This is a genomic window from Pseudomonas sp. SB113, assembly GCF_040754745.1.
Taxonomy (GTDB): domain Bacteria; phylum Pseudomonadota; class Gammaproteobacteria; order Pseudomonadales; family Pseudomonadaceae; genus Aquipseudomonas; species Aquipseudomonas grimontii.
The window spans coordinates 58,764-82,774 of sequence record NZ_JBFMHW010000004.1; the positions used below are offsets into that span (position 1 = coordinate 58,764).

Consider the following 24,011-nt stretch of genomic DNA (forward strand, 5'->3'; position numbering starts at 1 on the left):
GAATACAAACACATTCAGTTGATGCATCTGTCACTGACCCACCGCTATCGGGGGCAAGCCCCACGCGTTACGCTTTGCCCACTTCAAGCGCCAACTGCACCGCGCCATCGACGCTCAAGCCACTGAGCAGCACATGGGGCGCCAATGCTTCAGGCAACCCCTGCAACACCTCGCGGGCGTCATGCCGCACGCGAGCGAGCACCAGGCGCTTGCCCTCCCCGTGTACCTGGGCAAAAAACGCCGCCAGCGCTTCGATGCTGGTGCCGTCGAGGTCCGGCGATTCTTCCAGGCTCAACACCACCGCCTCGACCGGCGACTGACGCATCAAGCGCAAGGCCGCGCCAAGGATGCGCTCGGCATTTGCAAAAAACAGCGCCTCGCTGGGCCGTACGATCAATACCCCCGGCACGGCCAGCGCATCGACATGGTGCTGACGGTCGACAAAGTCATGGCTGTCACCCAGGCGGCCCAACACTTGAATGTCAGCTGACGACATCTGGCGCAGCATCAGCATCACACTGATAGCGACCGCGAGCAGCAAGCCATCCAGCACGCCGAGCACCAGCACTGCCGCCACCGCACAGATCACCAGCACGCGATCGCGCCGCCACAGGAAATAACGCCCCAGCGGCTGCACGCTCAAGCCTCGACCCAGGGCATAGATGACCACAGCCGCCAGCACCGGCTCCGGCGTGAGTGCCACATAGGGCAGCACCGTCAGCACAATCAGCAATATCACCAGCGCCGCGACAATCCCCGCCAGGCGCGAATAGGCGCCGGCCGCCTCATTGGCCGAGGTCGCCGAATACCCGGCACCCGCCGGCATGCCGTGGAACAGCCCGGAGACCAGGTTGGCCACACCCAGCGCCAGCAAGTCACGGTTGGAGGACACGCGGTCGCCATGCTTGAGCGCAAACGAACTGATAGAGCCGTAGGACTCTGCATAAAGGATCATCACTAGCGCAAACGCCAATTCCCCGAGGCGCAGCCAGTCGGCAAACGGCAATACCGGCAAATGCCCCAGCTCCAGGCGCAGGTCGATCATGCCGATCTGCGCCACACCATAGGCCTGCAGGTCCAGGTACTGCCCGGCAGCGATGCCGAGCACCACGACCACCAAGCCACCGGGCAGACGCGGGACGCGTGCGCACAGCCACAACACCAGCAACGCCAGCGCCGCCACCATTGCCGCAGGCCAGTTCCAGCGCGGTAGCTGCTCCAGCAACTGCGGCAGAAAACGGATCAGGTTGTTATCGGTCAGGTGCACGCCCACCACACTGGCCAATTGCTTGAGGATGATGGTCAGCGCCAGGCCGAAGGCAAAGCCACGCAACACCGGCTTGGCGATAAACGAGGTGACGCCGCCAAGCCTGAACAGGCCGGCCAGCAGGAAAAACACCCCGGTAAGCAACACCAGCCCGAAGGCCAGGGAAAGCCTCAGTGCCGGGTCATCCCCCGCCATGCTCGCCGTGGCTGCCGCTAACACCGCTGCCGACGACGAGGTGGCCGAGACAATCGCAAAGCGGCTGGTGCCGAACAGGCCGTAGCACACCAGCCCGGCAAACAATGCGATCACCCCGGCCTGGGGCGGCAGCGCGGCAATACTGGAATAGGCCACTGCCTCCGGCAGCAGCAAACCGGCAATGGATAAGCCGGCCAGCAGGTCTTGGCTGCGGTTCGACGGTACGGCAACGGGTGCATCGGTTTCAGTCTTCAATCGGCCCAACCCATCCTGGCAAAAAGCGTGCGTAAGCTTAGCCCTCATTGCCTGCAGGCGGTTGAGCCGCGTCAGCTTTTGCGCAGGCAAAAAAAAGCCGATTCGCGGTGTGCGCGAATCGGCCTGTCTGCGTGAGCCCTGAGGTCAGGACAACAACGAGTAAATCAATGCGGTAATCGCCACCAGGCCCACCGCCGTGACAAACACGTTGGACGCCTGCCCACGGTACTTGGCCATGGCCGGCACCTTGCGGATCGCGTACATCGGCATCAGGAACAGGATCGAGGCAATGATCGGCCCGCCCAGGGTCTCGATCATGCCGAGGATGCTGGGGTTCAGCGTGGCAACGATCCAGCACACCACCAGCATGAAGGCGGCGGTCATGCGGTCCAGGGTCTTGGCGGCCGGGCGGCGACCGCTTTTGAGCACCAGGCCCTTGAGGCCTTCGCTGGCGCCGATGTAGTGGCCCAGGAACGACTTGGCAATCGCCACGAACGCGATCAACGGCGCGGCAAACGCGATGGTCGGGTTATTGAAGTGGTTGGCCAGGTACGACAGGATCGACAGGTTCTGCGCTTTCGCCTCACCCAACTGCGCCGGCGACAGGGTCAGCACGCAGCTGAACACGAAGAACAGCACCATCACCACCATCAACAGGTGCGCGCGGGACAGGATCTGCGAACTGCGCTCATCGGCGTGTTCGCCGTACTGGCGCTTCTGGTCGACCGCAAACGCCGAGATGATCGGCGAGTGGTTGAACGAGAACACCATCACCGGAATCGCCAGCCACAGGGTATTGAGCAGGGCCGAAGGCGCCGGGATCTCACTCGCAGTGCGGAGGATGCCACCGTTCCAATGCGGGATCAGGTACACCGCGAGGAACAGCAAGGCGACGATAAACGGGTACACCATCATGCTCATGGCCTTGACGATCACCTGTTCACCGCAACGCACCACCGCCAGCAGGCCGAGGATCAGCACAAACGCCAGCAGTACCCGTGGTGGCGGCATGATGTGCAACTGGTGCTCCATGAAGCTGCTGACCGTGTTGGTCAGGGCCACGCTGTAGATCAACAGGATCGGGAAAATCGCGAAAAAGTACAGCAGCGTGATCAACGCACCGGCCCTGATGCCGAAATGCTCTTCGACCACATCGGTAATGTCGGAGCCCGCACGACCGGAGAGTACGAAACGCGTCAGGCCACGGTGGGCAAAGAACGTCATCGGAAACGCCAGCACCGCCAGGATCACCAGCGGCCAGAAGCCGCCCAGGCCCGCATTGATCGGCAGGAACAAGGTACCGGCGCCAATGGCGGTGCCGAACAGGCCAAGCATCCAGGTGGTGTCCTGTCGGCTCCAGCTTGTGAGGGTTGCAGGTGTCGTTGCATAGCGTTCGTCGACGCTATTGGCCTGATCATTCATCCGGTCGGATCTCCGCATTTACACGGCCGGGACGAGTCAGAAAAACCTGACAGGCAGCGCCCCAACCATAGAAGGGGCGCGATTGTCCGGGATTCTCTTGAATAAGCAAAGACTTAGCTGAGGAACGGTTATGCGGTGCAGACGCTCAATCGCGGCCCTGGGCAGTGGTTTCGGGGGAGTTGTCACTGGTTTCTCGAACGACGGCCAAGTTGCATTAATGAGTTCGGCCAAGTTTCTGATCATTACTTTTTAGAGAAGTTACCTACAGCAAAATCGGACTTCGTTTGCATTCAAATAAAATTCTAACCACAACACCCGTGCAATTGTTACACAACCTTACATTGCCATTGAGCAACCGCCAAACTGCAAACTAACATCACCCCGCAACATCCGAAAAACAGCACACTTATATAAAACCACAAGGATTCGAAAATGCGCAGACTCACTATTGTTTTTGCCGGTTTATTAATCACGGGGCTCTTCAATTCGTCCGAAAGTTACGCCAAACCCGCGGCACCTGAACCGGACGTTTTTGCACTGGCCTCTTCACCTCAATGGCTGACCACCAAAGTCTATATCGAAGGCGAGCCGGACAAGGACGTCAAGGCCAGTTACCCCGGTGTGGTAGGCCTATCGATGTGGGACCCGCAGCGCAATCGCTATGAGTTCTTCTACACCGATACAGGCCGCTCGAAATATGCCGATGGTGGCGGAGGTTATTTCCTGGTCACCGGCGACAAAAAGACCCACATCCTGGTGCCTGACGTCGGGCCGAACAGGTCCATTGTCAGAAGGCTCGAGAAACTCGACAACAGCGAGTTCACCTATTCTCGCGAAGTGCCGCGCGATATGGTCAGCACTAACCCGCCCGTTCGAATTTATGTGGTGCACGCGCCCTACACCGGCCCCATGAAGACAGCCATGTCGCACTGATTGAACATTCATGTTTATTAATAAAGTCCAATAACAAGCAAGGTACCTGATAATGAATATGCGCAAACTGTTAATGCCTGTATTACTCGCCGCGACCCTGTTACCCGGCGTGGTGATTGCACAAAACACAGCAGCACCTGTCGCCAAAAACGCTGCTGCCACGCCGGACGACACCGTCATGTTGACCGTATTTCTTAAACACGATCAATCGCGACCACTGGGCGAGTTGAAACAACAACTGGCCAAGCAGGAGTTTCACAAGGTATTCCCGCCTGCCGGTGTGGAGGTCGTCAGCTGGAACATAACCATGGGCATCGGACAGGTTGTCGTGCTGCGCCTGCCGGCGTCGCGCCTGGCAGAAGTCAACCTCGCAATCGAAAACACCGCATGGGGTGTCTACACCACGGAATTCTTTCCAACGTACAATTTCATGCCAATAGCACAAGCAGAGCAAAACAAGGCTCGACAGACGACACAGTAGTCAGGTCCTACGCCTCCAGCGCCCCGCCCCTGGCGGGGACGCGACGTTCCGATACGCTCTCAATTCCAGAATCCAGCTCATTGCCCTTAGGCTGTATGAAACATCCTATTGCCCGTTGACAGCCCTTCGCCTACCCCACCACCACGACCGCTGCCGGCGGGACGTGTGGATGCCCAATAGTGGTTGTAGGGAGCAGGTAAATCCAATTGACGACAATTCATTTACGTCAGGAACGAAAAATCCCCAACCACCCACCCAGAGGACGCTTTATCACAAAATCTGGAGATTCAACCATGATGACCTTATGCACGTACCTGTTCAACGCCAGCCATTTGGGCAATAGCGATCCTTCCTACGGCAACGATCAAATCGCTGCAAAAGATAAGACCAAGCCAGAGCAGACCAATACCTTCGCGTTCAACGGTAATGAATATCCTGCCGCGCCCAAACCTCCCGATACCATGATCCCCATTCCGCGGATTGGCTAAAGATCAGTGATTCACCTGGGCGATGGATCCATGCAATGGATTCATCGCCCTCTCACCGCGCCTTGACGCCCCTCACGCCACCATCACGGGAAATGTCGCATACTCTCTCTTCCATCCTGCCCCTTAGGAAGAGCCGCCTCATGCCCGCAACCGTTTTGGTCCTGGTTGAAACCATCAACGATTACCTGCCGATCATCGAGAGCAATGACTTTCATGTGATTCTGGCACCCACGCCTTCCGAGCGCGCCCAGGCCATCAAATCCCATGGTGGGCAGATCAAGGCCGTGCTCACCCGTGGCCCGCTGGGGCTGTATGCCGAAGAAATCGCCGCTCTGCCACTGCTGGAGATCATCTGTGTGATCGGCGCCGGCTATGAGCACGTGGACCTGCAGGCCGCGAGCAATCGCGGGATCGTCGTCACCAATGGCGCCGGGGTGAATGCGCCGTCGGTGGCCGACCACGCCATGGCACTGCTGCTGTCGCTGGTGCGCGGCATTCCCCAGACGGACGCTGCGGTGCGACGCAACGAATGGCCCAAGGTGATGCGCCCGTCCCTGGGCGGCAAGCAACTGGGCATCCTCGGGCTGGGTGCCGTGGGCCTCGAGATCGCCAAGCGCGCTGCCCTCGGCTTTGGCATGGAAGTGAGCTATCACAACCGCCAGCCCCGAGATGACGTGGACTACACCTACTGCGCCACCGCCGTGGAACTGGCGCGCACGTCGGACTTCCTGATCCTGGCCACCCCCGGCGGCGCCGGCACTCGCCACTTGATCGACCGCCACGCCCTGGACGCCCTCGGCCCGAACGGTTACCTGGTGAATATCGGCCGTGGCAGCGTGGTGGTCACCAACGACCTGGTCGCCGCCCTTGAGCAACGCCGTATCGGTGGCGCCGCGCTGGACGTGTTCGACGATGAACCCAAGGTGCCGGACGCCCTCAAGCGCCTGAGCAATACCGTGCTCACCTCCCACGTCGCCGGCCTGTCACCGGAAGCCGCCCACGACACCGTGCAGCGGGTGGCCGACAACCTGGTGGAGTACTTTGCCGGCCGTCCGGTGCTCACGCCGGTCGCCTTGCCCCCGCCCGTAAAATGACCAATCAGGCACGCTGATCACCCTTCAACACGCTAACCTATTAAGCCGCCCCGACCTTGTCGCTGGGTGGCTGCGCGCATTAGATTAGGAAATAGTCCGACGCCTTTAGAATAAGCAGAAGGGATAAGCATGGCGCTTAACGACCAATCGACCCAGATTCGCCCAGGCGAAGAACTTGATGCCAACCTGATCGATCCCTATCTCAAGGCCCATATCCCGGGCCTGAGCGGCACCCCCTCGATCAGCCAGTTCCCCGGTGGCGCATCCAACCTCACCTACCTGCTGGAATACCCCAGCCAGGAATTCGTGCTGCGCCGCCCGCCCTTTGGCCACAAAGCCAAGTCCGCCCACGACATGGGCCGCGAATACCGCATTCTCAACCAACTCAAGGACGGCTTCCCGTACTGCCCCAAGGCCTATGTACACTGCACCGACGCGTCGGTGATCGGCGCTGAATTCTATGTGATGGAACGGGTCAACGGCATTATCCTGCGCTCCGACCTGCCGACCGAGCTGGGCCTGGACGCGACCCAGACCGAGGCACTGTGCAAAAGCTTTATCGACAAGTTCGTCGAACTGCACCAGGTCGACTACAGGGCCTGCGGCCTGGCCGACCTGGGCAAGCCTGAAGGTTATGTGGCACGCCAGATCGGTGGCTGGAGCGATCGCTATGAAAAAGCCCTGACTCCCGATGCCCCCAAATGGGAGGCCGTCCGCGCCTGGCTCAACGACAAAATGCCCGCCGACCACCCTACGTCGAGCATCGTGCACAACGACTACCGCTTCGATAACGTGATCCTCGACCCGCACAACCCGATGCAGATTATCGGCGTGCTTGACTGGGAACTGACCACCCTCGGCGACCCGTTGATGGACCTGGGCAACACCCTCGCCTACTGGATCGAAGCCGGCGACCCGGCGCCGGTGCAACTGATGCGCCGCCAGCCGAGCAATGCCCCCGGCATGCTCACCCGCCGCGAGTTCGTCGACTACTACGCCGAACGTGCCGGGATCCAGATCGACAATTTCGACTTCTACTACACCTACGGCCTGTTCCGCCTGGCCGGCATCGTGCAGCAGATCTACTACCGCTTCTTCCACGGCCAGACCCAGGACAAACGCTTTGCGCAGTTCATCCAAATGAACAAGCTGCTGGAGCAGATGAGCCTGAATGTCATCGGTAAATCAGCCCTCTAAGGAATCGCTAATGTCCAAGACCCACCTGTTCGACCTCGACGGCAAGATTGCTTTTGTGTCCGGCGCCAGCCGTGGCATCGGCGAAGCCATCGCCAAGTTGCTGGCCCAGCAAGGCGCCCATGTGATCGTCTCGAGCCGCAAGCTCGAAGGCTGCCAGCACGTGGCGGACGCCATCATCGCCGACGGCGGCAAGGCCACGGCGGTTGCCTGCCATATCGGTGAAATGGAGCAGATCACCCAGGTGTTCGCCGGGATTCGCAAGCAGTTCGGCCGCCTGGACATCCTGGTCAACAATGCCGCGACCAACCCGCAGTTCTGCAACGTACTGGACACCGACCTCGGCGCCTTCCAGAAGACCGTTGACGTGAACATTCGCGGCTACTTCTTCATGTCGGTGGAAGCCGGCAAGCTGATGCGTGAGAACGGCGGCGGCAGCATCATCAACGTGGCGTCGATCAACGGCATATCGCCGGGGGTGTTCCAGGGCATCTACTCGGTGACCAAGGCCGCCGTGATCAACATGACCAAGGTGTTTGCCAAGGAATGCGCCGAGTTCGGCATCCGCTGTAACGCCCTGCTGCCGGGCCTGACCGACACCAAGTTCGCCTCGGCGCTGGTGAAAAACGATGCGATCCTGAAAATGGCCCTGGCGCAGATCCCACTCAAGCGCGTCGCCGACCCGAGCGAGATGGCCGGTGCGGTGCTGTACCTGGCCAGCGATGCGTCGAGCTACACCACCGGTGTGTCGCTGAATGTGGATGGCGGCTTCCTGTCCTGAGTGCACCTGGGTTTCTGCAGATCGATTTACGCGTAACCTTGACGCAGATCGATCTGTCTCAGGATGAAACATGGAACTCCACATCGTCATCAACGGGCGCAAGGACCTGGCTGCCCAGCTGTATCAGCAGTTGCGTGAAGCCATCGCCACCGGGCGCCTCTCGGCGGGCGCGCAACTGCCACCCAGCCGCCTGCTGGCCGAGCAACTGGGCGTATCGCGCAAGACCGTGTCCGACACCTACGCCACGTTGACCTATGAAGGCCTGCTGGTGGGCAAGATTGGCCGTGGCACTTTCGTCAACGCGTGGGCGCTACAGCCGAATCGCGTGCAAACCGCCACCGACCTGGCCTGCGCCGCCAACCTGGCGAAATGGCAGGCGCTGCCCTCGCCCATGCACCACCCCACACGCGACACCACGTTGCGCTACGAATTTATCGGCGGCGCCACCAGCCGCAACCAGTTCCCCCAGGATGAATGGCGGCGCTGCACCCAGGACGCGCTGCGGCGCATCGTCCAGAACAGCGGGTTCTACAGCCAGCCCGAAGGGTTGGCGGCACTGCGCAGTGCCATCGCCGGGCATATCGCGTTTTCCCGTGGGGTCAAATGCCGCGACAGCGACATCGTGGTCACCAACGGCGCGCAACAGGCCTTGGATCTCATCGCCCGTGTGGTGCTGGAACCCGGCAGCATCGTCGCCATGGAAGACCCCGGCTACAGCCCCGCGCGCCACTTGTTCACGGCGATGGGGGCCTTGGTCATCGGTGTTCCCGTCGATGAGCAAGGCATCCAGGTCGACCTGATCCCCGATGGCGCACGGCTGATCTACGTCACGCCCTCCCACCAGTTCCCCCTCGGCATGCCCATGAGCCTGCCACGTCGAGAGGCGCTGTTGGCGCGCGCCTTCGCGCTGGGCGCGATCATCATCGAGGACGACTACGACAGCGAGTTCCGCTACGAAGGCCGCCCCACCGATTCCCTGCAAAGCATGGACAGCCGTGGCGTGGTCACCTACGTCGGCACCTTCTCCAAAACCCTGCTGCCCGAGCTGCGCCTGGGCTATGCGGTGCTGCCACCGGCGATTTACGGCGCGGTGCTCAAGGCCAAGCAATTGACCGACCAGCACAGCTCCACGTTACCGCAATGGGCGCTGGCCAAGTTCATCAGCGAAGGCTATTTGCTCAAGCATATTCGCCGCTGCCACACCGTGTACGCAGGGCGCCGCGAGCGCATTTTGCAGCGCCTGGCGGCAGACCTGTCGCCGTGGTTCGAAGCGGTGCCCACCGTGGCCGGGTTCCATATGGCGGCGTTGTGCAAAGTACCGGTGAATATCCCGCTGCTGATGGAATTGGCGCGCCAGGTGGAAGTCGGCCTGTACCCGCTGGACGTGTTCTTCCACGACACGCCGGTGCGCCCGGGCCTGATCATCGGGTTTGGGGCCATCGAGACCCTCGACATAGACCCGGCGCTGGACAAGGTGCGCGATATTCTCCAGCAGATTGGCTAAGGGGGGGTTCCAGCGGATTGGTCATTGGTCGCTCCCGAGCCTCAGCGCCGTTGCCCACGAGCCCCTGTACAACCACGAACAGGTACTGACCCCTCTTCCACAATAATCAGCCGCCTCCCCAATCAAAAATGCGGCCGGGGGCTGCCCCCCTCTCACAGTTTTAACTGCGTTGGGTCAGCGGCTATGGGCGTTTGAATATGCGGCGCAGCGCTTCAATCTTTGGGCGGCATGCACACCCTTCAAGGTGATCATTGACCATCCCCATCGCCTGCATCAACGCATACATCGTGGTCGGCCCCACGAACGTCCAGCCACGTTTCTTCAAGGCTTTGGATAACCGCACCGAGGCCGGTGAAGTGGGATTGCCCGTCCAGTAAGCCAGGTCCACCGCTGCCGGGCGCTCTTCAGGGCCGGGTTCGAACGCCCACAACCACTGCGCCAGCGAGCCGGTCTCAGCCACCAGCTCACACGCCCGGCGCGCATTGTTGATGGTGGACACAATCTTCGCCCGATTACGCACGATGCCCGGGTCCTGCATCAACCGCGCGACGTCCGCCTCGCCGTACTGCGCCACGCGGCGAAAATCAAAGCCGTCGAACGCCGCCCTGAACTGCTCGCGCTTGCGCAGGATGGTGATCCAGGCCATGCCCGCCTGGAAGCCTTCCAGGCAAATTTTTTCGTACAGCTGAACATCATCCGCCACCGGCACGCCCCACTCGTGATCGTGATAACGGGGGTATTCCGGCGCGGCCGTGCGCCAGGTGCAGTGGGTCTGCCCTGCTTCGTCGGTGGTCAGTCCTGGTTTGTCCATTCATCACCTCATGTGCCTGGCGGCGGATGATAAGCGAAAAAATTTGCGCCCCGCCAACCGCTCAAGCATCAACCTTCGCGACCAACTGGTCAGACCGCGACCTGTCAACCGACGAAGAATGACTTGTTATTTCAAAAATACCTGGCCTAGACTGGCGACGCACTGGACTTACCGGTATGACCACAACAATTAAGCCCTGGAACCACCAGGGCACCGAATAGAGATCCCTCCCATGCTCAGATGGTGCTCGCGTTCGATTTTCCTGCAAGTCGTGATTGGCCTGATGCTCGGCATCGTCTGCGGCCTGGCCCTTCCCGAATTCTCCTCGCAACTCAAACCCCTGGGTGACGGCTTTATCAAGCTGATCAAGATGCTGATCGGCCTGATCGTGTTCTGCGTAGTGGTCAGTGGTATTTCCGGTGCCGGCGACTTGAAGAAGGTCGGGCGCATCGGCCTCAAGTCGGTGATCTACTTTGAAGTGCTCACCACCATCGCCCTGGTGATCGGCCTGATCATGGCCTTCAGCACCGGGATCGGCACCGGCGCCAATATTCACCTGGAACAACTGTCCTCCGCCGGTCTCAATGAACTGGCCGACAAGGGCCAACACATCAAGGGCACCAGCCAGTTCCTGATGGACCTGATCCCCAACTCGGTGATCGGCGCCTTTGCCGACAACAACGTCCTGCAAGTGCTGCTGTTTTCGGTGCTGTTCGGCAGCGCCTTGAACCTGGTGGGCGAAGCGGCGTCGGGCATCACTCGGCTGATCAATGAACTGAGCCATGTGATCTTTCGCATCATGGGCATGATCGTGCGCCTGGCGCCGATCGGCGTGTTTGGTGCAATCGCCTTCACCACCAGCACCTACGGGCTGGACTCCCTGCAACACTTGGGCAGCCTGGTGGGCCTGTTCTACCTGACCTGCTTTGCATTTGTCGCGCTGATCCTCGGCCTGGTGATGCGCCTGTCGGGCCTGCGCATGCTGCCGTTGCTCAAGTACCTGCGCGAAGAACTGCTGATCGTGATGGGCACCGCGTCCTCCGACGCCGTGCTGCCGCAGGTCATGCGCAAACTCGAACACCTGGGCATTGGCAGCTCCACCGTGGGCCTGGTGATTCCGACCGGGTACTCCTTCAACCTCGACGGTTTCTCGATCTACCTGACCCTGGCCATCGTGTTTATCGCCAACGCCACCGGCACGCCACTGTCGATGACCGACTTGCTGACCATCCTGCTGGTGTCGCTGATCACCTCCAAGGGCGCCCACGGGATTCCGGGGTCCGCGCTGGTGATCCTGGCGGCAACGCTTACGGCCATCCCGGCAATTCCGGTAGTCGGCTTGGTGCTGGTGTTGGCGGTGGACTGGTTCATGGGCATCGGTCGCGCATTGACCAACCTGATCGGCAACTGCGTCGCCACCGTAGCCATCGCCCGTTGGGAAAAAGACATCGATATACAGCGCGCCAACAAAGTGCTGGACGGCCAGCAAGGCTATGCCTTCCAGGCCAAGAAGCCGGTACTGCCGGCGCATCAGGAGTTCTAACGCTGTCTCATGGGCAACCCTGGCTAATGTGGGAGGGGGCTTGCCCCCGATGAGGACGGTCAGTTGATATATCTGTAACTGATCCACCGCCATCGCGGGCAAGCCCCCTCCCACATGACTGTATTAGCAACATTAAGGAAGTATCGACGTGATCAGCACCTCAACCGTCGTCAATTCAGTCGTAGAAAAACTCCGCGCCGCCCTGGCACGAGGCCAGTGGCGCCGCGGCGAAATGTTGCCCGGCCAGCGCGAACTGGCCGAACAGATGGGCATCAGCCGCCCCAGCCTGCGTGAAGCGGTGATCGTGCTCGAAACCCTCGGCCTGGTGCGCTCCATGCCCGGCAAAGGCGTGGTCGTGCTCGAAACCAGCATCAGCGAACCGCAATCATCCGACGCCGTGGCCGACGCCAGCCTCGAAGACATCCTGCAACTGCGCTACACCCTCGAACCCTTCATCGTCGGCCTGGTAGCCCAGTCCATCAGCAGCAAGGAAGTCGGCCAATTGCGCCTGACCCTGATGGACATGCGCGAAGCCCTGGATGCCGGGGACGCCGAAGCCGGCATGAACGCCTACCTCGACTTTCATGAAGAACTGTTCGCGCTCACCTCCAACCCGATCTTCCAGAACGTGGTGCAGCAAACCAGCAACGCCCTCAAGCAAAGCGCCCAGGTGCTGCGCAACTCCCCCGAGCACCTGGCGGAGCGCTTACAGGAAAATGAAGCGGTGGTACGCGCCATCCGCAACAAGAACAGCGCCCTGGCCAGCGCCGAGATGCGTCGGCATATCCTCCAGGAAGGCCTGCGCATGGGCATTCACTTGAACATCCCGGACGACCACCTGGGCAGTTGATTTTTTGGAGACCGGCCATGACCGCTCACGCCCTGCAATACGACCCCTTCCTGCCCACCCTGCGCCTGGTGGCCGGCAAAAAACCTTCGGTGGATGACATCTATCCACGGTTGTTCGACGCCATCCTCGAGCAACGCATCGCCCCGTCCAGCCGCTTTACCGAAGAAGGCCTGGGCGAAAGCTTTGGCGTGAGTCGCAGCGTGATCCGTCGGGTGCTGGCCAAGCTGTCCCACCAGCAAGTGGTCATTCTGCGCCCCAACCAGAGGGCCCAGGTGGCGGCGCCGGATGCCCAGCAGGCGCGGCAGATTCTGGAAGCACGGCGCATGACCGAGATCACGGTGGTCCAATTGGCCTGCGCCCAGGCAACATCCGCGCAGATACGCCAGTTGCGCGAGCTGATAGCACGGGAACGCGACTGTATAGAACGCAACCAGCGTGGGCCGGCGATTCGATTGTCCGGGGAGTTTCACCTGCAATTGGCGGCGATGGCAGGTAATGCGCCGTTGGCGCAGTTTCTCAACAGCCTGGTGCCGTTGACGTCGCTGATCATTGCCCAGTTTGAAGCGCAAGCCTGCACGTACTGTGCGTGGCAGGAGCATGCAGCGATTGTCGATGCGGTCGAACAGCGCGACGGGAACGGCGCGGTAAGCCTGATGACGCAACACCTGGATCACCTGGAAGCCAAGCTACTCAGTGGCGATGCGCGAAAGAGCACACGCTGACTATCTGCGATAAACAAGGCAATTTGCGAAATGGCCGACAATACCGATTGGCACTGAACTGCAAAATTCATTCAGTGCCGAGTTCGTTACAGACCACGGCCCTTTTTCCAAAAAGCTTTACACGCGGATGAATACATCTATGCAAGCCCCCGTCTTTACACTGTTCGCAGCCCTTTTTATTACCAGTGCACAGGTATCTGCCGAGTCAGTTGCCGAGACTCATATCATCACTCCAGCGCATCCTATCTGGCTGCTTGAACGACCCTACGCAGACGGCCCGATGCTGACCGCACGTACTTTTGGAGGGAGTGCTTACGGCGATTACCACGGGAAGGCCAACCTTGCGATCAGCTGTCACCCACAGAACCCAGAAGCCTACCTGACGCTGGAAATCAGCCCGCAATCGCTGGGCTTTGACATCGATCCATTTGAAGGCAAGGATGCCAGCGCCAATGGGCCACTGAGTATCACGACAGGACGACGCACCGCCGTCGATCACTCGGTAAATGGCGTCTGGAATGACGGTGGGGCTTTCCAGATAGATACGATCTTTGCGCTCAGCACCTTTGTCCCGCGAAATGAATTAGCCTACTGGGCCAGCGATGCCTCGCGCGGGCAAACACTGACACTCTCACTGGCGCCCGCGAAAGAGGGTGGCAAGCCATTGACTGCAACGTTCTCATTACCAGCAAACAATAGTGGGTTGAAAAAAGCCATCCAGCCTTGCCTGGGTGCTGCCAGCGCGTGAGAACACTCGGTCACCCTGTAGGAACTGGCTTGCCATTGATGATGCCGGTGGGTTCGCCGAAAGGCTAAGGGCTTCATCGCCGGCAAGCCGGCTCCTACAGGAATTCAGCGCACACAAAAAAGCCCCCGCATCTCACAATGTGGGGGCTTTCGTTTTACCAAGGCATCAAGCCGGTTGCAGCACCGACTGTCCACTCAACGCCAGGTCCAGCAACTCACGGTTGGCCACCGCGTACATGGCGTAGTCCGTGCCGACCGCAGCACGGATTTCCACCATCATTGCGACCCAACGATCGGCCATGTCCTTGTGCTGCTCAAGCCACAAGGCCACGCGGGCTTCCATGTCTTGCGGCGCGTCGGCCATTTGCAGGACGGAAATGGTGATCGCCCGTTGCTGCCAGTCCACATCGTCGCGGAACGCTTCGCGCGCCTGGGCCTGCCAGTTGTTGGCCACGGGCAGATCGCTGATCTGCTGCAGGTACCACGGCAAGTCCAGGGCGCTGCCGACGGCGAAGTAGGCCTTGGCCACTTCGGCGGCGTCATGCCCGGTGACGTCGGCGGCTTCGATGATCGGCAGCAAGGTGTACAGGTGGGTAGTGCCTGCAACCATGCGCGCCAACAACTCCGGCACGCCGGCTTCGGTGTAGGCCTGGTAGCGGGTCTGCCAGCCTTCGCGGGTCGGACCTTCCAGCAGTTCGTCGAGCTTGAGGCCCAACGCGGCCAGGTGCGGACCGAAGTGCGCGGTGTCACGGCCAGCGTCCTGCTCGTTGCGACGGCTGCGCAGGAACCAGCGCGTGGCGCGACGGCCCAGGCGCATCAGCTCATCCATCAACTGCAATTGCACGTCAGCGGAGACCTGGTGGTCCAGGGCTTCAATCTGGCGGAACCAATGCGGGAGGTGGAAAATGTCACGCACGATCACATAAGCACCGGCCACGTTCGCCGGGCTCATGCCCGTCGACTCCTTGAGTCGCTGAACGAAGGTGATGCCCATGTGGTTGACCAGGTCGTTGGCGATCTGGGTGCTGACGATCTCGCGCTTCAGGCGGTGGCGACGCATGGCCTCGCCGAACTTGGCGACCAGGCTCGGTGGGAACGCGGTCTCCATGTCACGGGTGAGGTATTCGTCATCCGGTACCAGCGACTTGAGCAGCGCTTCCTTGAGGTCGATCTTGCTGTAGGAGATCAGCACCGACAGCTCCGGACGGGTCAGGCCCTTGCCGGTCGCGGCGCGCTCGGTGAGCTGCTCCTCGGTCGGCAGGTACTCGATGGCGCGGTCCAGCTTGCCACGGCCTTCCAGGTCGCTCATCAGGCGTTTGTACTCGGCGGCACGCTCGTAGGCACGGCGCGCAGCCAGGGACAGGGCCTGGGTCTGCTTGTAGTTGTTGCCCAACACCAGGCTGCCGACTTCGTCGGTCATGCTCGCCAGCAACTGGTTGCGTTGCTTGTCGGTCATGTCACCGGCCTGCACCACTTCGTTGAGCAGGATCTTGATGTTCACTTCGTGGTCGGAGCAGTCCACACCACCGGCGTTGTCGATGAAGTCGGTGTTGGAACCGCCGCCATTGAGGCCGAACTCCACACGACCCAGCTGGGTCATGCCGAGGTTACCGCCCTCGCCCACCACTTTGCAGCGCAGCTCGTTGCCGTTGACACGCAGCGCGTCGTTGGCCTTGTCGCCCACATCGGCATGGCTTTCAGTGCTGGCCTTGACGTAGGTACCGATACCGCCGTTCCACAACAGGTCCACCGGCGCCTTGAGCAAGGCGTTCAGCAGTTCGGTCGGGGTCAGCTTGTCGGCCTTGATATCGAAGCGTTCTTTCATCTGTGGCGAGATGGCAATGCTCTTCGCGCTGCGCGAGAAGATACCGCCGCCTTCGGACATGATGCTGGTGTCGTAGTCGGTCCAGGCCGAACGCGGCAGCTCGAACATGCGCTGGCGCTCGACGAAGCTGGTGGCCGGGTTCGGGTTCGGGTCGATGAAGATATGCAGGTGATTGAAAGCCGCGACCAGTTGCAGCTTGTCGGACATCAACAGGCCGTTACCGAACACGTCACCGGCCATATCGCCGACGCCCACCACAGTGATGCTGTCTTCCTGCACGTTGATGCCGCGCTCACGGAAGTGACGCTGCACACCGACCCACGCGCCCTTGGCGGTGATGCCCATTTTCTTGTGGTCGTAACCGGCGGAACCGCCGGAGGCGAACGCATCGCCCAGCCAGAAGCCGTAGTCGATGGCGATGCCGTTGGCGATGTCGGAGAAGGTCGCAGTGCCCTTGTCCGCAGCGACTACCAGGTACGGGTCATCGTCGTCATGGCGCACGACGTTGGCCGGCGGCACCAGGGCGCCGTCCTTGAGGTTGTCGGTGATATCCAACAGGCCGGAAATGAAGATGCGATAGCAGGCGATGCCCTCGGCCGCGATCTCGTCACGGCTGCCGCCCAGTGGCAGGCGACGCGGCAGGAAGCCGCCCTTGGCGCCCACCGGCACGATCACCGAGTTCTTCACTTGCTGGGCTTTTACCAGGCCGAGCACTTCGGTCCGGAAGTCTTCTTCACGGTCGGACCAGCGCAGGCCGCCACGGGCAACGTTGCCAAAGCGCAGGTGCACGCCTTCGACACGCGGCGAGTAGACGAAGATTTCAAACTTCGGAACCGGCTTGGGCAGCTCAGGGATCGCGCGCGGGTCGAACTTGAAGCTGAAGTACGATTTGTTCTGGCCGTTGGCGTCGGTCTGGTAGAAGTTGGTGCGCAGGGTGGCCTTGATCAGGTCCAGGTAGCGACGCAGGATGCGGTCTTCGTTGAGCACCTGGACGTCGTCCAGCGCCGTGAGGATCGCTTGTTCCAGGCGTTGCTGCTTGTCTTCCAGGTCATCGGCGGTGAGCTTGCGCGCCAGGTAAAAGCGGGTCTTGAACAACCGGGTCAACTCGCGGGCGATGTCGGTGTGATTGTTCAGGGTGCTGGCGATGTAGCCGAGGTCGAAGCCCAGGCGGATTTGTTTCAGGTAACGGGCGTAGGCACGCAGCAGCGCGACGTCGCGCCATGGCAGGCCGGCGGTGAGTACCAAGCGGTTGAACGCATCGTTCTCGGCATCGCCATGCACGATGTGCACGAACGCGTCCTGCAGGGTGTCGTTGAGCTGCTGGATGTCCAGGTTCACGCCTTCGGCGGCGATGAACGCAAAATCGTGGATCCAGAACTCGCGGCCGTTGGCATGGCGCAGGCGGTACGGGAACTCACCGAGCACGCGCAGGCCAAGGTTTTCCAGGATCGGCAACACGTCGGACAGCGCCAGCGGGGTATCCGCGTGGTAGAGCTTGCAATGCAGCTCGCGCTGGCCGGAAACCTGGCCCAGCGGCTGATAGAAGCTCATCACCAGCGGGTTGGCTTCGGTGAGGCTGAGCAGGTGCTGCATATCGACCACGGCCGAGTGCGCAGCGAAACGCTCGCGGTAGCCGGCCGGGAAGCCTTTCGGAAAGTCGGCCAGCACGTTGGTGCCGTGGGCTTCGCCGAAGCTTTCCACAACGAGGCTGGAGTAGTCGTCCTGCCAGCTGCGGCAGGCCTGCACCACTTCTTTTTCCAGTTGCAGTGTGTCGATGTCCAGGCGGTTCTTCGGGTCGACCCGCAGAATCAGTTGCACGCGCGCCAGCACCGATTCGGAGAAGAAGGTCCAGAATTCGCAGTCCGAGGCCTTCAGGCGATCCATCAGCACTTGCTGGATCTTCTGGCGCACTTCGGTGGAATAGATGTCACGCGGCACGTAGGCCAGGCAGTAGCAGAAACGACCGTACGGGTCTTTGCGCAGGAACACGCGGATCTTGTTGCGCTCCTGGATCTGCACAATCGACATCACGGTGCTGAACAGCTCGTCGACCGGGGTCTGGAACAGGTCGTCACGGGGCAGCACTTCAACGACTTGAGCAAGCTCCTTGCCCAGGTGAGCCTTGGCCTGGAAGCCCGAACGGCGTTCTATTTCCGCAACCTTGCGACGGATATAAGGGATGACGCGCACGCTTTCGCCGTACACCGAAGAGGTGTAGAGGCCCATGAAGCGGCATTCCTTGATCACCTTGCCGTCGGCATCGATCTGGCGGATCGACACGTAGTCCGGGTAAGCCGGGCGGTGTACGCGGCTTGGGTGCGCGGCCTTGGCGAACGACAGCACGGTCGGCTCGCGCAGGTACGCCACGGCGTAGTCTTCGATGCGCAGGTCGTCGGCGGTCAGGCCGGCGCGCAGCAGTTTGGTCAGACCGAGGAACGAGCTGGCGTCATATTCGATATGACCGCCGTCCGCCTCGTCACGTACCACGAATTCTTCATAGCCAAGGAAGGTGAAGTGGTTACCCACCAGCCATTCCAGGAAGTTCTTGATCTCGGCTTTCTCTTCGCCGTCGATGCCGAACGGGCTGGCGTCGATACCGTCCAGCAGCTCCTGGACCTTGGCCTTCATCGGTTCGAAATCGGCCACGGCCACGCGCACTTCGCCCAGTACCTGCTCAAGCTCTTTGCTCAGCACGTTCAGTTCGGCGGCATTGGCGCAGCGGTCGATTTCCAGGTACATCAGCGATTCTTGCTGGATGCCTTCGGCCTGGGTGCCTTTGGGCAGGATTTCCAGCAACTCGCCCTTGCTGCCACGACGCACACTGAGCACGGTGGTTTGCAGGGTATGGATGCTGTAGCCACGGCGGTTCAGCTCGGTGCGTACCGAGTCCACCAGGAATGGCAGGTCATGGTGCAGCACTTCGACCGCAGTGTGGGTCGATTGCCAGCCATGACGCTCGTAATCGGGGTTGTAGACCCGCACTTGCGGTTGGGTGTGATCAAAGCGCTCAAGCAGGCGCCAGGCAGACAGGGTGCAACCGGCCAGGTCGGACAGGCGACGCTGGGTCAGTTCATCGAGGGAAATGATGCCGAAGAATTGTTCAGCGAACAGCGCCACTTGTGGCAGTGCCTGTTCACTGATGTGCTGCGCCAGTGCCGCTTGCAGTTGATGCTGGAAGTCGGCCTTGCTGGCTGCGGTGAAGAACGCCATCTGTGGTACTCCGCTTGGGCTTGTTATTGATGGAAGCGTCGCGTGTTATCCCCTTGCGGGGAGACCGTCAACTCTGTTCGCAGGTAACGAGTTAAGCACCATAAACGAATCAGAGTGACAGGTGGGTGAAGCTGGACAAGACAGTCAGGTCACATACAACTTCCATAAGATGCGCACCTTGCCGGGTGACGGTACGACGGGCAGGTCAGACGCTCGGCACAGGGCTCATCCGTTGCGCAGCTTAACGAGTGTAGGAAGACAGCTGCTTGCGATGCTGCGACATATTCGGTCATCGGCACGCAGGGTTGCGGTTGCGACTTGTGCAACCCGGAATTTTCGGTAGAAAAACCGACTATTTCCCACGCCACGAGTACCAAAAATGACTGGTATTGCCCGCCAGGTCATGCGTTGGGTCTGACACAGGATGCAGCACAAAATTCGCCGCAATGGCACAATTGCCTACGTAACGCCCTACCCCAGACAGGATTTCCCATGCTGCAACTGAAAACCGACGCATTGATGGCCACCCCGTGCGACGAAGAAGAAGACAACATGGCCATGCTTTGCTGCCACGGCAAGAACGGCGAGATGTTCATGCTCACCCGCTACCCCGACGAAGACGAAGTGGAGCTGACCTGGGACTACGAACCGTCGACCCTGGACGGGCTGAAAGTCACCCTGAGTGATACAACCCTGCGGGTGGAACTGGCCGCCGGTGATGCCGATGCCCTGGGTGGCAAGGACCATCTGCAAATCAGCCACGCCACGGCACCGGCAGATCTGTCAGAAGTGGAAGAAACCCTGCAAAACATCCTCAAGGGCACGGGCGTCTACATACGTGCCTGAATAGCTGCGGGCGCGGACACGACCGAACCTGGAACCGTTTGTCGCTACTGTTATTTCTAACAGTATCGGTACCGATGTTTTGCGCCTTAGCTGATCGAAGTCACAGTGACTGCACGGGTGTCTTCGATGAAACTCATCAGCAAGCTTCTGGCTATTGGCCTATTGGCCACCGCTTCATCGGTGCTGTCGGCACCCGTGGCCGACAGGGACTATTCACACTTGATCCTGCTGATCAAGGACGACGGATCCAGATCGCGAAACTTTCAGGACAATATCGACCCCTCAAGCACGTTCCAACACCGCGTGCCCAACATCAAGCCGCTGGTGCCCCCCACCATGGCCCGCACGCAAGAGAATGTTCAAGCCCTGCAACGGCATCGGCTGGACCGCTACTACATCATCGATACGCGCCACCTGGCTCCCGAACAGGCTCAAGCATTGGCCGCGCAACTCAAGCAAGACCCCGCCATAGAAGACGTCGACTTTGAACCGAGAGTGGACGGCATGCACAACGACAAGGCCGAACCCGTCGAACAAAGCCCGCGCAACAGTATTCCGGACTACACCCAACGCCAGAATTATCTGTTTGGGCCGCAAGCCGTAGCGCCCTACAAAATCGGCGGTGTAAATGCCGTACAAGCGTGGAAAGTGCCCGGCGGCAAGGGCGAGAATATGCGGGTGATCTCTTCGGAGATTGATCATTGGTCCTATGATCATGTGGACTTGCCCAAACCTTTTCTGGAAGTCAGCGACGATGCCATACCCGGCAGCCATGACACTGCCAGCGTCGGCACCATCAGTTCAAAGGCGAATGGGTTTGGCACCACCGGCATCGTACCTTCCGCACAACTGGGCTATATGCAATATGGCACTGAACGGTTGATGCAAACGGCCGAGCACCTCAGGGCGGGCGATGTGGTGCAATTAGGGGTGCACTTCGGGTACGCGACAATTCCCGGGGTAGGGTGCACTTTCGACTGTTTTATGCCCCTTGAGTACAGCCGGCCGGTACGCGACATCATTACCTACCTGACCGAAGAAAGAGGCGTGCACGTCGTACTGGCCGCAGCGAACGGCAATATCAATCTGGATCACCCCTTCTTTAACGGCTGGTTCGATCGGCATAAATTCGACTCCGGCAGTATTTATGCCGGAGCGGTTGAGCCCAAATCCGGGGTGAAAGCGTGGTTTTCCCAATTTGGCCGCCGCGTGGATCTGTTCAGTTGGGGCGGCTCCGTCAGCACGACCACCTGGAGCGCCGCCAACCCAACCACGGGTTATACCCACACGTACAGCGGCACCTCCTCGGCCAACCCAATCATTGCCGGGGTGATGGCGTCGTTACAAGGTGTCGCACGGGCCCACGGCCTGGGCAACATTGCGCCCAAGCGACTGCGCGAGATCCTGGTGGAAACAGGCTACCCACAGGCCGACGGCAATAGCACCCAAATCGGTGTGCAGCCAGACCTGGACGCCGCCATCAAGAAACTTCTCGCCGATGGCGTCGGCCAGCCGCCCACCGGCCGCCTTGCGCTTCCCGAGGAGGTGAAATCGGGAGAGGCCTTCAGCGCCCATGTCTACGCCGAGTCGCCCGCCCAGAAACCGCTGAGTTTTCTCTGGTGGGCACCCACCTTGAGCCCTCCGGAAGGGACTTCGCAAACCATGCAATTCAATACACAAGTCGTGCCCGTGGACACCCCGACCTCGATTTCCGTTGATGTGTCCGATGGCACGAACACCCTGCGCCTGACCGAAAGCCTCATCCTCAAGGCGCCTGATACCCCGCCGATCGGTGACTGCGCCGCGCCCTGGGTCGCGAGTAAAGCGTACGCCTCCGTCAGCGAAAAAGTGTCCTACAGCGACTACAACTACCGAGTGGCGCACTGGTCGCAAAACGCGCGACCCGATCTGAATTTTGTCGAAACAGGCGCCGCCAAACCCTGGTTGCGCCTGGGCACCTGCGGCGGCGGACAACTCGTCGCCAGGATCACAGGGCCATCCAGTGTCGAAGCCGGCAAGGGGGTGCTGTTGTCGGGGGTCTCGTCGAGCGGTCAAGGCCTGAGCTTTGCCTGGGCGGCCAATGGCTTCAACCCGTCTTCATCGCCTCAGGCATCCAGCACGTTCATTGCGCCGACTACCACCGGCATACGCAGTATTACGCTGACGGTGACAGACACGCATGGCGTGACGGCAACCACCAGCCACAGCCTGACGGTGACCGCTGGCACACCCACCAACCGCCCCCCCGTGGGCAACCTGCAGGGCAACGAGACGGTCGAATCGGGCAAAACCGTGAACTACATCGCCAGCGCCAGCGATCCGGATGGCGACCCCATGACCTACGCCTGGACGCTTGGAGACGGCCTCACCGCCGCCATCCGCAATACCCGCAGCGTCAGCGTGACCGCCGGCCCTGTCAGCAGCGACACCCGCACGACGATCAGTGTCGCGGTCAGTGACGGGCGCGGCGGTGTACTGCGCCGGGATAAACAGATCACCGTTAAAGCAGCGCCGGGCTCAGGCAATTGCGAGGGGATTGCGCCCTGGTCGGCCACAAAGATCTATTCGACCTACGCAGAGTCGGTCTCGTATAGCGGCAAGATCTACAAACAGAACTTCTACAACCTCAACAAACCGCCAGACGTCAACTCTGCCGCCTTCGGCAAGGAATGGCAGCAGGGGGTGCCTTGCCCTTGAAACGACGGGGGTGAGCGGTGCAGTCCGCTCACCCCATTTGTGCCTCCCAGACAAAATTCCTACAAGTTTTGCTAAAAATACCCCGCGCGCCGTTAGTCGCCACCCCCCGCCATGCATTAAAGTAGCTGCCCCAGACTGTCGTTTGTTACATGACGCACAGGCTTATCTCTCCAGGAACCGTCATCGATGGAACATCGTGAAGCGCTGCTTGCGCTGCGAACCTTTCTTTCTACGCAGATTCTCGGCCAGGAAAAACTTATCGATCGCCTGCTGATCGCCCTGCTCGCCGACGGCCATATGCTGGTCGAAGGCGCACCGGGCCTGGCCAAGACCAAGGCCATCAAAGAGCTGGCCGAAGGTATCGAAGCGCAGTTCCATCGTATTCAGTTCACCCCCGACCTGTTGCCCGCCGACATCACCGGCACCGAGATCTATCGCCCGGAAACCGGCAGCTTCGTGTTCCAGCAAGGGCCGATCTTCCACAACCTGGTGCTGGCGGACGAGATCAACCGCGCCCCGGCCAAGGTGCAATCGGCCCTGCTGGAGGCCATGGCCGAGCGCCAGGTCAGCGTTGGGCGCAGCACCTACGAACTGTCCCCACTGTTTTTAGTGATGGCCACGCAGAACCCCATCGAGCAGGAAGGCACTTACCCGCTGCCCGAGGCCCAGCTCGACCGTTTCCTGATGCACGTCAAGATCGGTTTCCCCGACGCTGCCGTCGAACGGCGCATCCTGCAACAGGCGCGTGGCGAAGCGTTGAATGGCGAAACCAAGCCCGAGCGCCGCGTCAGCCAGCAGGCGATCTTCGCCGCACGCAAGGAAATCCTCGGCCTGTACATGGCCGATGCGGTGGAGGAATACCTGGTGCAACTGGTGATGGCCACGCGCACCCCGGCCAAGTTCGATCCCGAGATGGCCGAGTGGATCGCCTACGGCGCCAGCCCACGTGGCTCCATCGCCCTCGACCGCTGCGCGCGTGCCCATGCCTGGTTGGCCGGGCGCGACTTTGTCAGCCCGGAAGACATCCAGGCCGTGCTGTTCGACGTGCTGCGCCATCGCATCATCCTGTCGTTCGAAGCCGAAGCGGCCGGGATTGACCAGGATCGCGTGGTGCAACGCATTCTCGACGTCGTTGCCGTCGCTTGA

Annotated in this window: 18 protein-coding genes; 14 read left to right on the plus strand and 4 right to left on the minus strand. The window is 60.7% G+C overall.

Features of this window, described 5'->3' with window-relative positions:
* Positions 1-67: 67 nt before the first annotated feature.
* Together AB1462_RS06900 and AB1462_RS06905 are read right to left on the minus strand one after the other, a co-directional pair.
* Positions 68-1,717 (minus strand): SulP family inorganic anion transporter, encoded by a 1,650-nt coding sequence (locus AB1462_RS06900; RefSeq protein WP_367246430.1) that lies wholly within the window; start codon positions 1,715-1,717, stop codon positions 68-70.
* Between the two features lie 144 nt (positions 1,718-1,861).
* Positions 1,862-3,139, minus strand: coding sequence for a serine/threonine transporter (locus AB1462_RS06905; protein ID WP_090403500.1), 1,278 nt, complete (start codon positions 3,137-3,139; stop codon positions 1,862-1,864).
* A 432-nt stretch (positions 3,140-3,571) separates the two neighbouring features.
* On the opposite strand from AB1462_RS06905, the gene AB1462_RS06910 reads away from it, so the two are divergent.
* The 7 genes from AB1462_RS06910 to AB1462_RS06940 all read left to right on the plus strand — a co-directional run bounded on the left by AB1462_RS06910 (position 3,572) and on the right by AB1462_RS06940 (position 9,614).
* The gene (locus AB1462_RS06910; RefSeq protein ID WP_259193054.1) at positions 3,572-4,072 is read left to right on the plus strand and encodes a DUF4822 domain-containing protein; all 501 of its coding nucleotides are present in this window, start codon (positions 3,572-3,574) and stop codon (positions 4,070-4,072) included.
* A gap of 73 nt (positions 4,073-4,145) precedes the next feature.
* Positions 4,146-4,553 carry a hypothetical protein gene (locus tag AB1462_RS06915; RefSeq protein ID WP_259193194.1) on the plus strand — a complete coding sequence of 136 codons (408 nt, stop codon included), beginning with the start codon at positions 4,146-4,148 and terminating at the stop codon, positions 4,551-4,553.
* A 293-nt stretch (positions 4,554-4,846) separates the two neighbouring features.
* Positions 4,847-5,041 carry a hypothetical protein gene (locus AB1462_RS06920; RefSeq protein ID WP_259193056.1) on the plus strand — a complete coding sequence of 65 codons (195 nt, stop codon included), beginning with the start codon at positions 4,847-4,849 and terminating at the stop codon, positions 5,039-5,041.
* A gap of 140 nt (positions 5,042-5,181) precedes the next feature.
* Positions 5,182-6,135, plus strand: coding sequence for a 2-hydroxyacid dehydrogenase (locus AB1462_RS06925; RefSeq protein ID WP_367246431.1), 954 nt, complete (start codon positions 5,182-5,184; stop codon positions 6,133-6,135).
* Positions 6,136-6,264: 129 nt separating this feature from the next.
* Positions 6,265-7,332, plus strand: a complete 1,068-nt coding sequence (locus AB1462_RS06930; protein WP_259193059.1) for a phosphotransferase family protein — start codon at positions 6,265-6,267, stop codon at positions 7,330-7,332.
* A 10-nt stretch (positions 7,333-7,342) separates the two neighbouring features.
* Complete coding sequence (locus AB1462_RS06935; RefSeq protein WP_259193060.1) at positions 7,343-8,110, plus strand: SDR family oxidoreductase; 768 nt, start codon at positions 7,343-7,345, stop codon at positions 8,108-8,110.
* Positions 8,111-8,180: 70 nt separating this feature from the next.
* Complete coding sequence (locus tag AB1462_RS06940; protein WP_367246433.1) at positions 8,181-9,614, plus strand: PLP-dependent aminotransferase family protein; 1,434 nt, start codon at positions 8,181-8,183, stop codon at positions 9,612-9,614.
* Between the two features lie 181 nt (positions 9,615-9,795).
* On the opposite strand, the gene AB1462_RS06945 is transcribed toward AB1462_RS06940, so the two are convergent.
* A complete protein-coding gene (locus tag AB1462_RS06945; protein ID WP_315337873.1) occupies positions 9,796-10,425 on the minus strand; it encodes a DNA-3-methyladenine glycosylase I in 630 nt (209 codons plus the stop codon).
* A gap of 217 nt (positions 10,426-10,642) precedes the next feature.
* On the opposite strand from AB1462_RS06945, the gene AB1462_RS06950 reads away from it, so the two are divergent.
* The 4 genes from AB1462_RS06950 (at position 10,643) to AB1462_RS06965 (ending at position 14,288) form a co-directional block, all read left to right on the plus strand.
* A complete protein-coding gene (locus AB1462_RS06950; protein ID WP_186731549.1) occupies positions 10,643-11,968 on the plus strand; it encodes a C4-dicarboxylate transporter DctA in 1,326 nt (441 codons plus the stop codon).
* A gap of 148 nt (positions 11,969-12,116) precedes the next feature.
* Complete coding sequence (locus AB1462_RS06955; RefSeq protein ID WP_090403485.1) at positions 12,117-12,818, plus strand: FadR/GntR family transcriptional regulator; 702 nt, start codon at positions 12,117-12,119, stop codon at positions 12,816-12,818.
* Between the two features lie 17 nt (positions 12,819-12,835).
* A complete protein-coding gene (locus tag AB1462_RS06960) occupies positions 12,836-13,540 on the plus strand; it encodes a GntR family transcriptional regulator (protein ID WP_090403483.1) in 705 nt (234 codons plus the stop codon).
* Between the two features lie 139 nt (positions 13,541-13,679).
* Positions 13,680-14,288 carry a hypothetical protein gene (locus tag AB1462_RS06965; protein WP_367246435.1) on the plus strand — a complete coding sequence of 203 codons (609 nt, stop codon included), beginning with the start codon at positions 13,680-13,682 and terminating at the stop codon, positions 14,286-14,288.
* A gap of 165 nt (positions 14,289-14,453) precedes the next feature.
* On the opposite strand, the gene AB1462_RS06970 is transcribed toward AB1462_RS06965, so the two are convergent.
* A complete protein-coding gene (locus AB1462_RS06970) occupies positions 14,454-19,322 on the minus strand; it encodes an NAD-glutamate dehydrogenase (protein WP_259193065.1) in 4,869 nt (1,622 codons plus the stop codon).
* Positions 19,323-19,814: 492 nt separating this feature from the next.
* Between AB1462_RS06970 and AB1462_RS06975 the strand changes: the two genes are divergently transcribed.
* The 3 genes from AB1462_RS06975 to AB1462_RS06985 all read left to right on the plus strand — a co-directional run bounded on the left by AB1462_RS06975 (position 19,815) and on the right by AB1462_RS06985 (position 24,011).
* On the plus strand, positions 19,815-20,168 hold the full coding sequence (locus AB1462_RS06975) for a hypothetical protein (RefSeq protein WP_090403477.1): 354 nt from the start codon (positions 19,815-19,817) through the stop codon (positions 20,166-20,168).
* A 126-nt stretch (positions 20,169-20,294) separates the two neighbouring features.
* Positions 20,295-22,865 carry a PKD domain-containing protein gene (locus AB1462_RS06980; RefSeq protein ID WP_367246437.1) on the plus strand — a complete coding sequence of 857 codons (2,571 nt, stop codon included), beginning with the start codon at positions 20,295-20,297 and terminating at the stop codon, positions 22,863-22,865.
* 186 nt (positions 22,866-23,051) lie between these two features.
* Positions 23,052-24,011, plus strand: a complete 960-nt coding sequence (locus tag AB1462_RS06985; RefSeq protein ID WP_017739127.1) for a MoxR family ATPase — start codon at positions 23,052-23,054, stop codon at positions 24,009-24,011.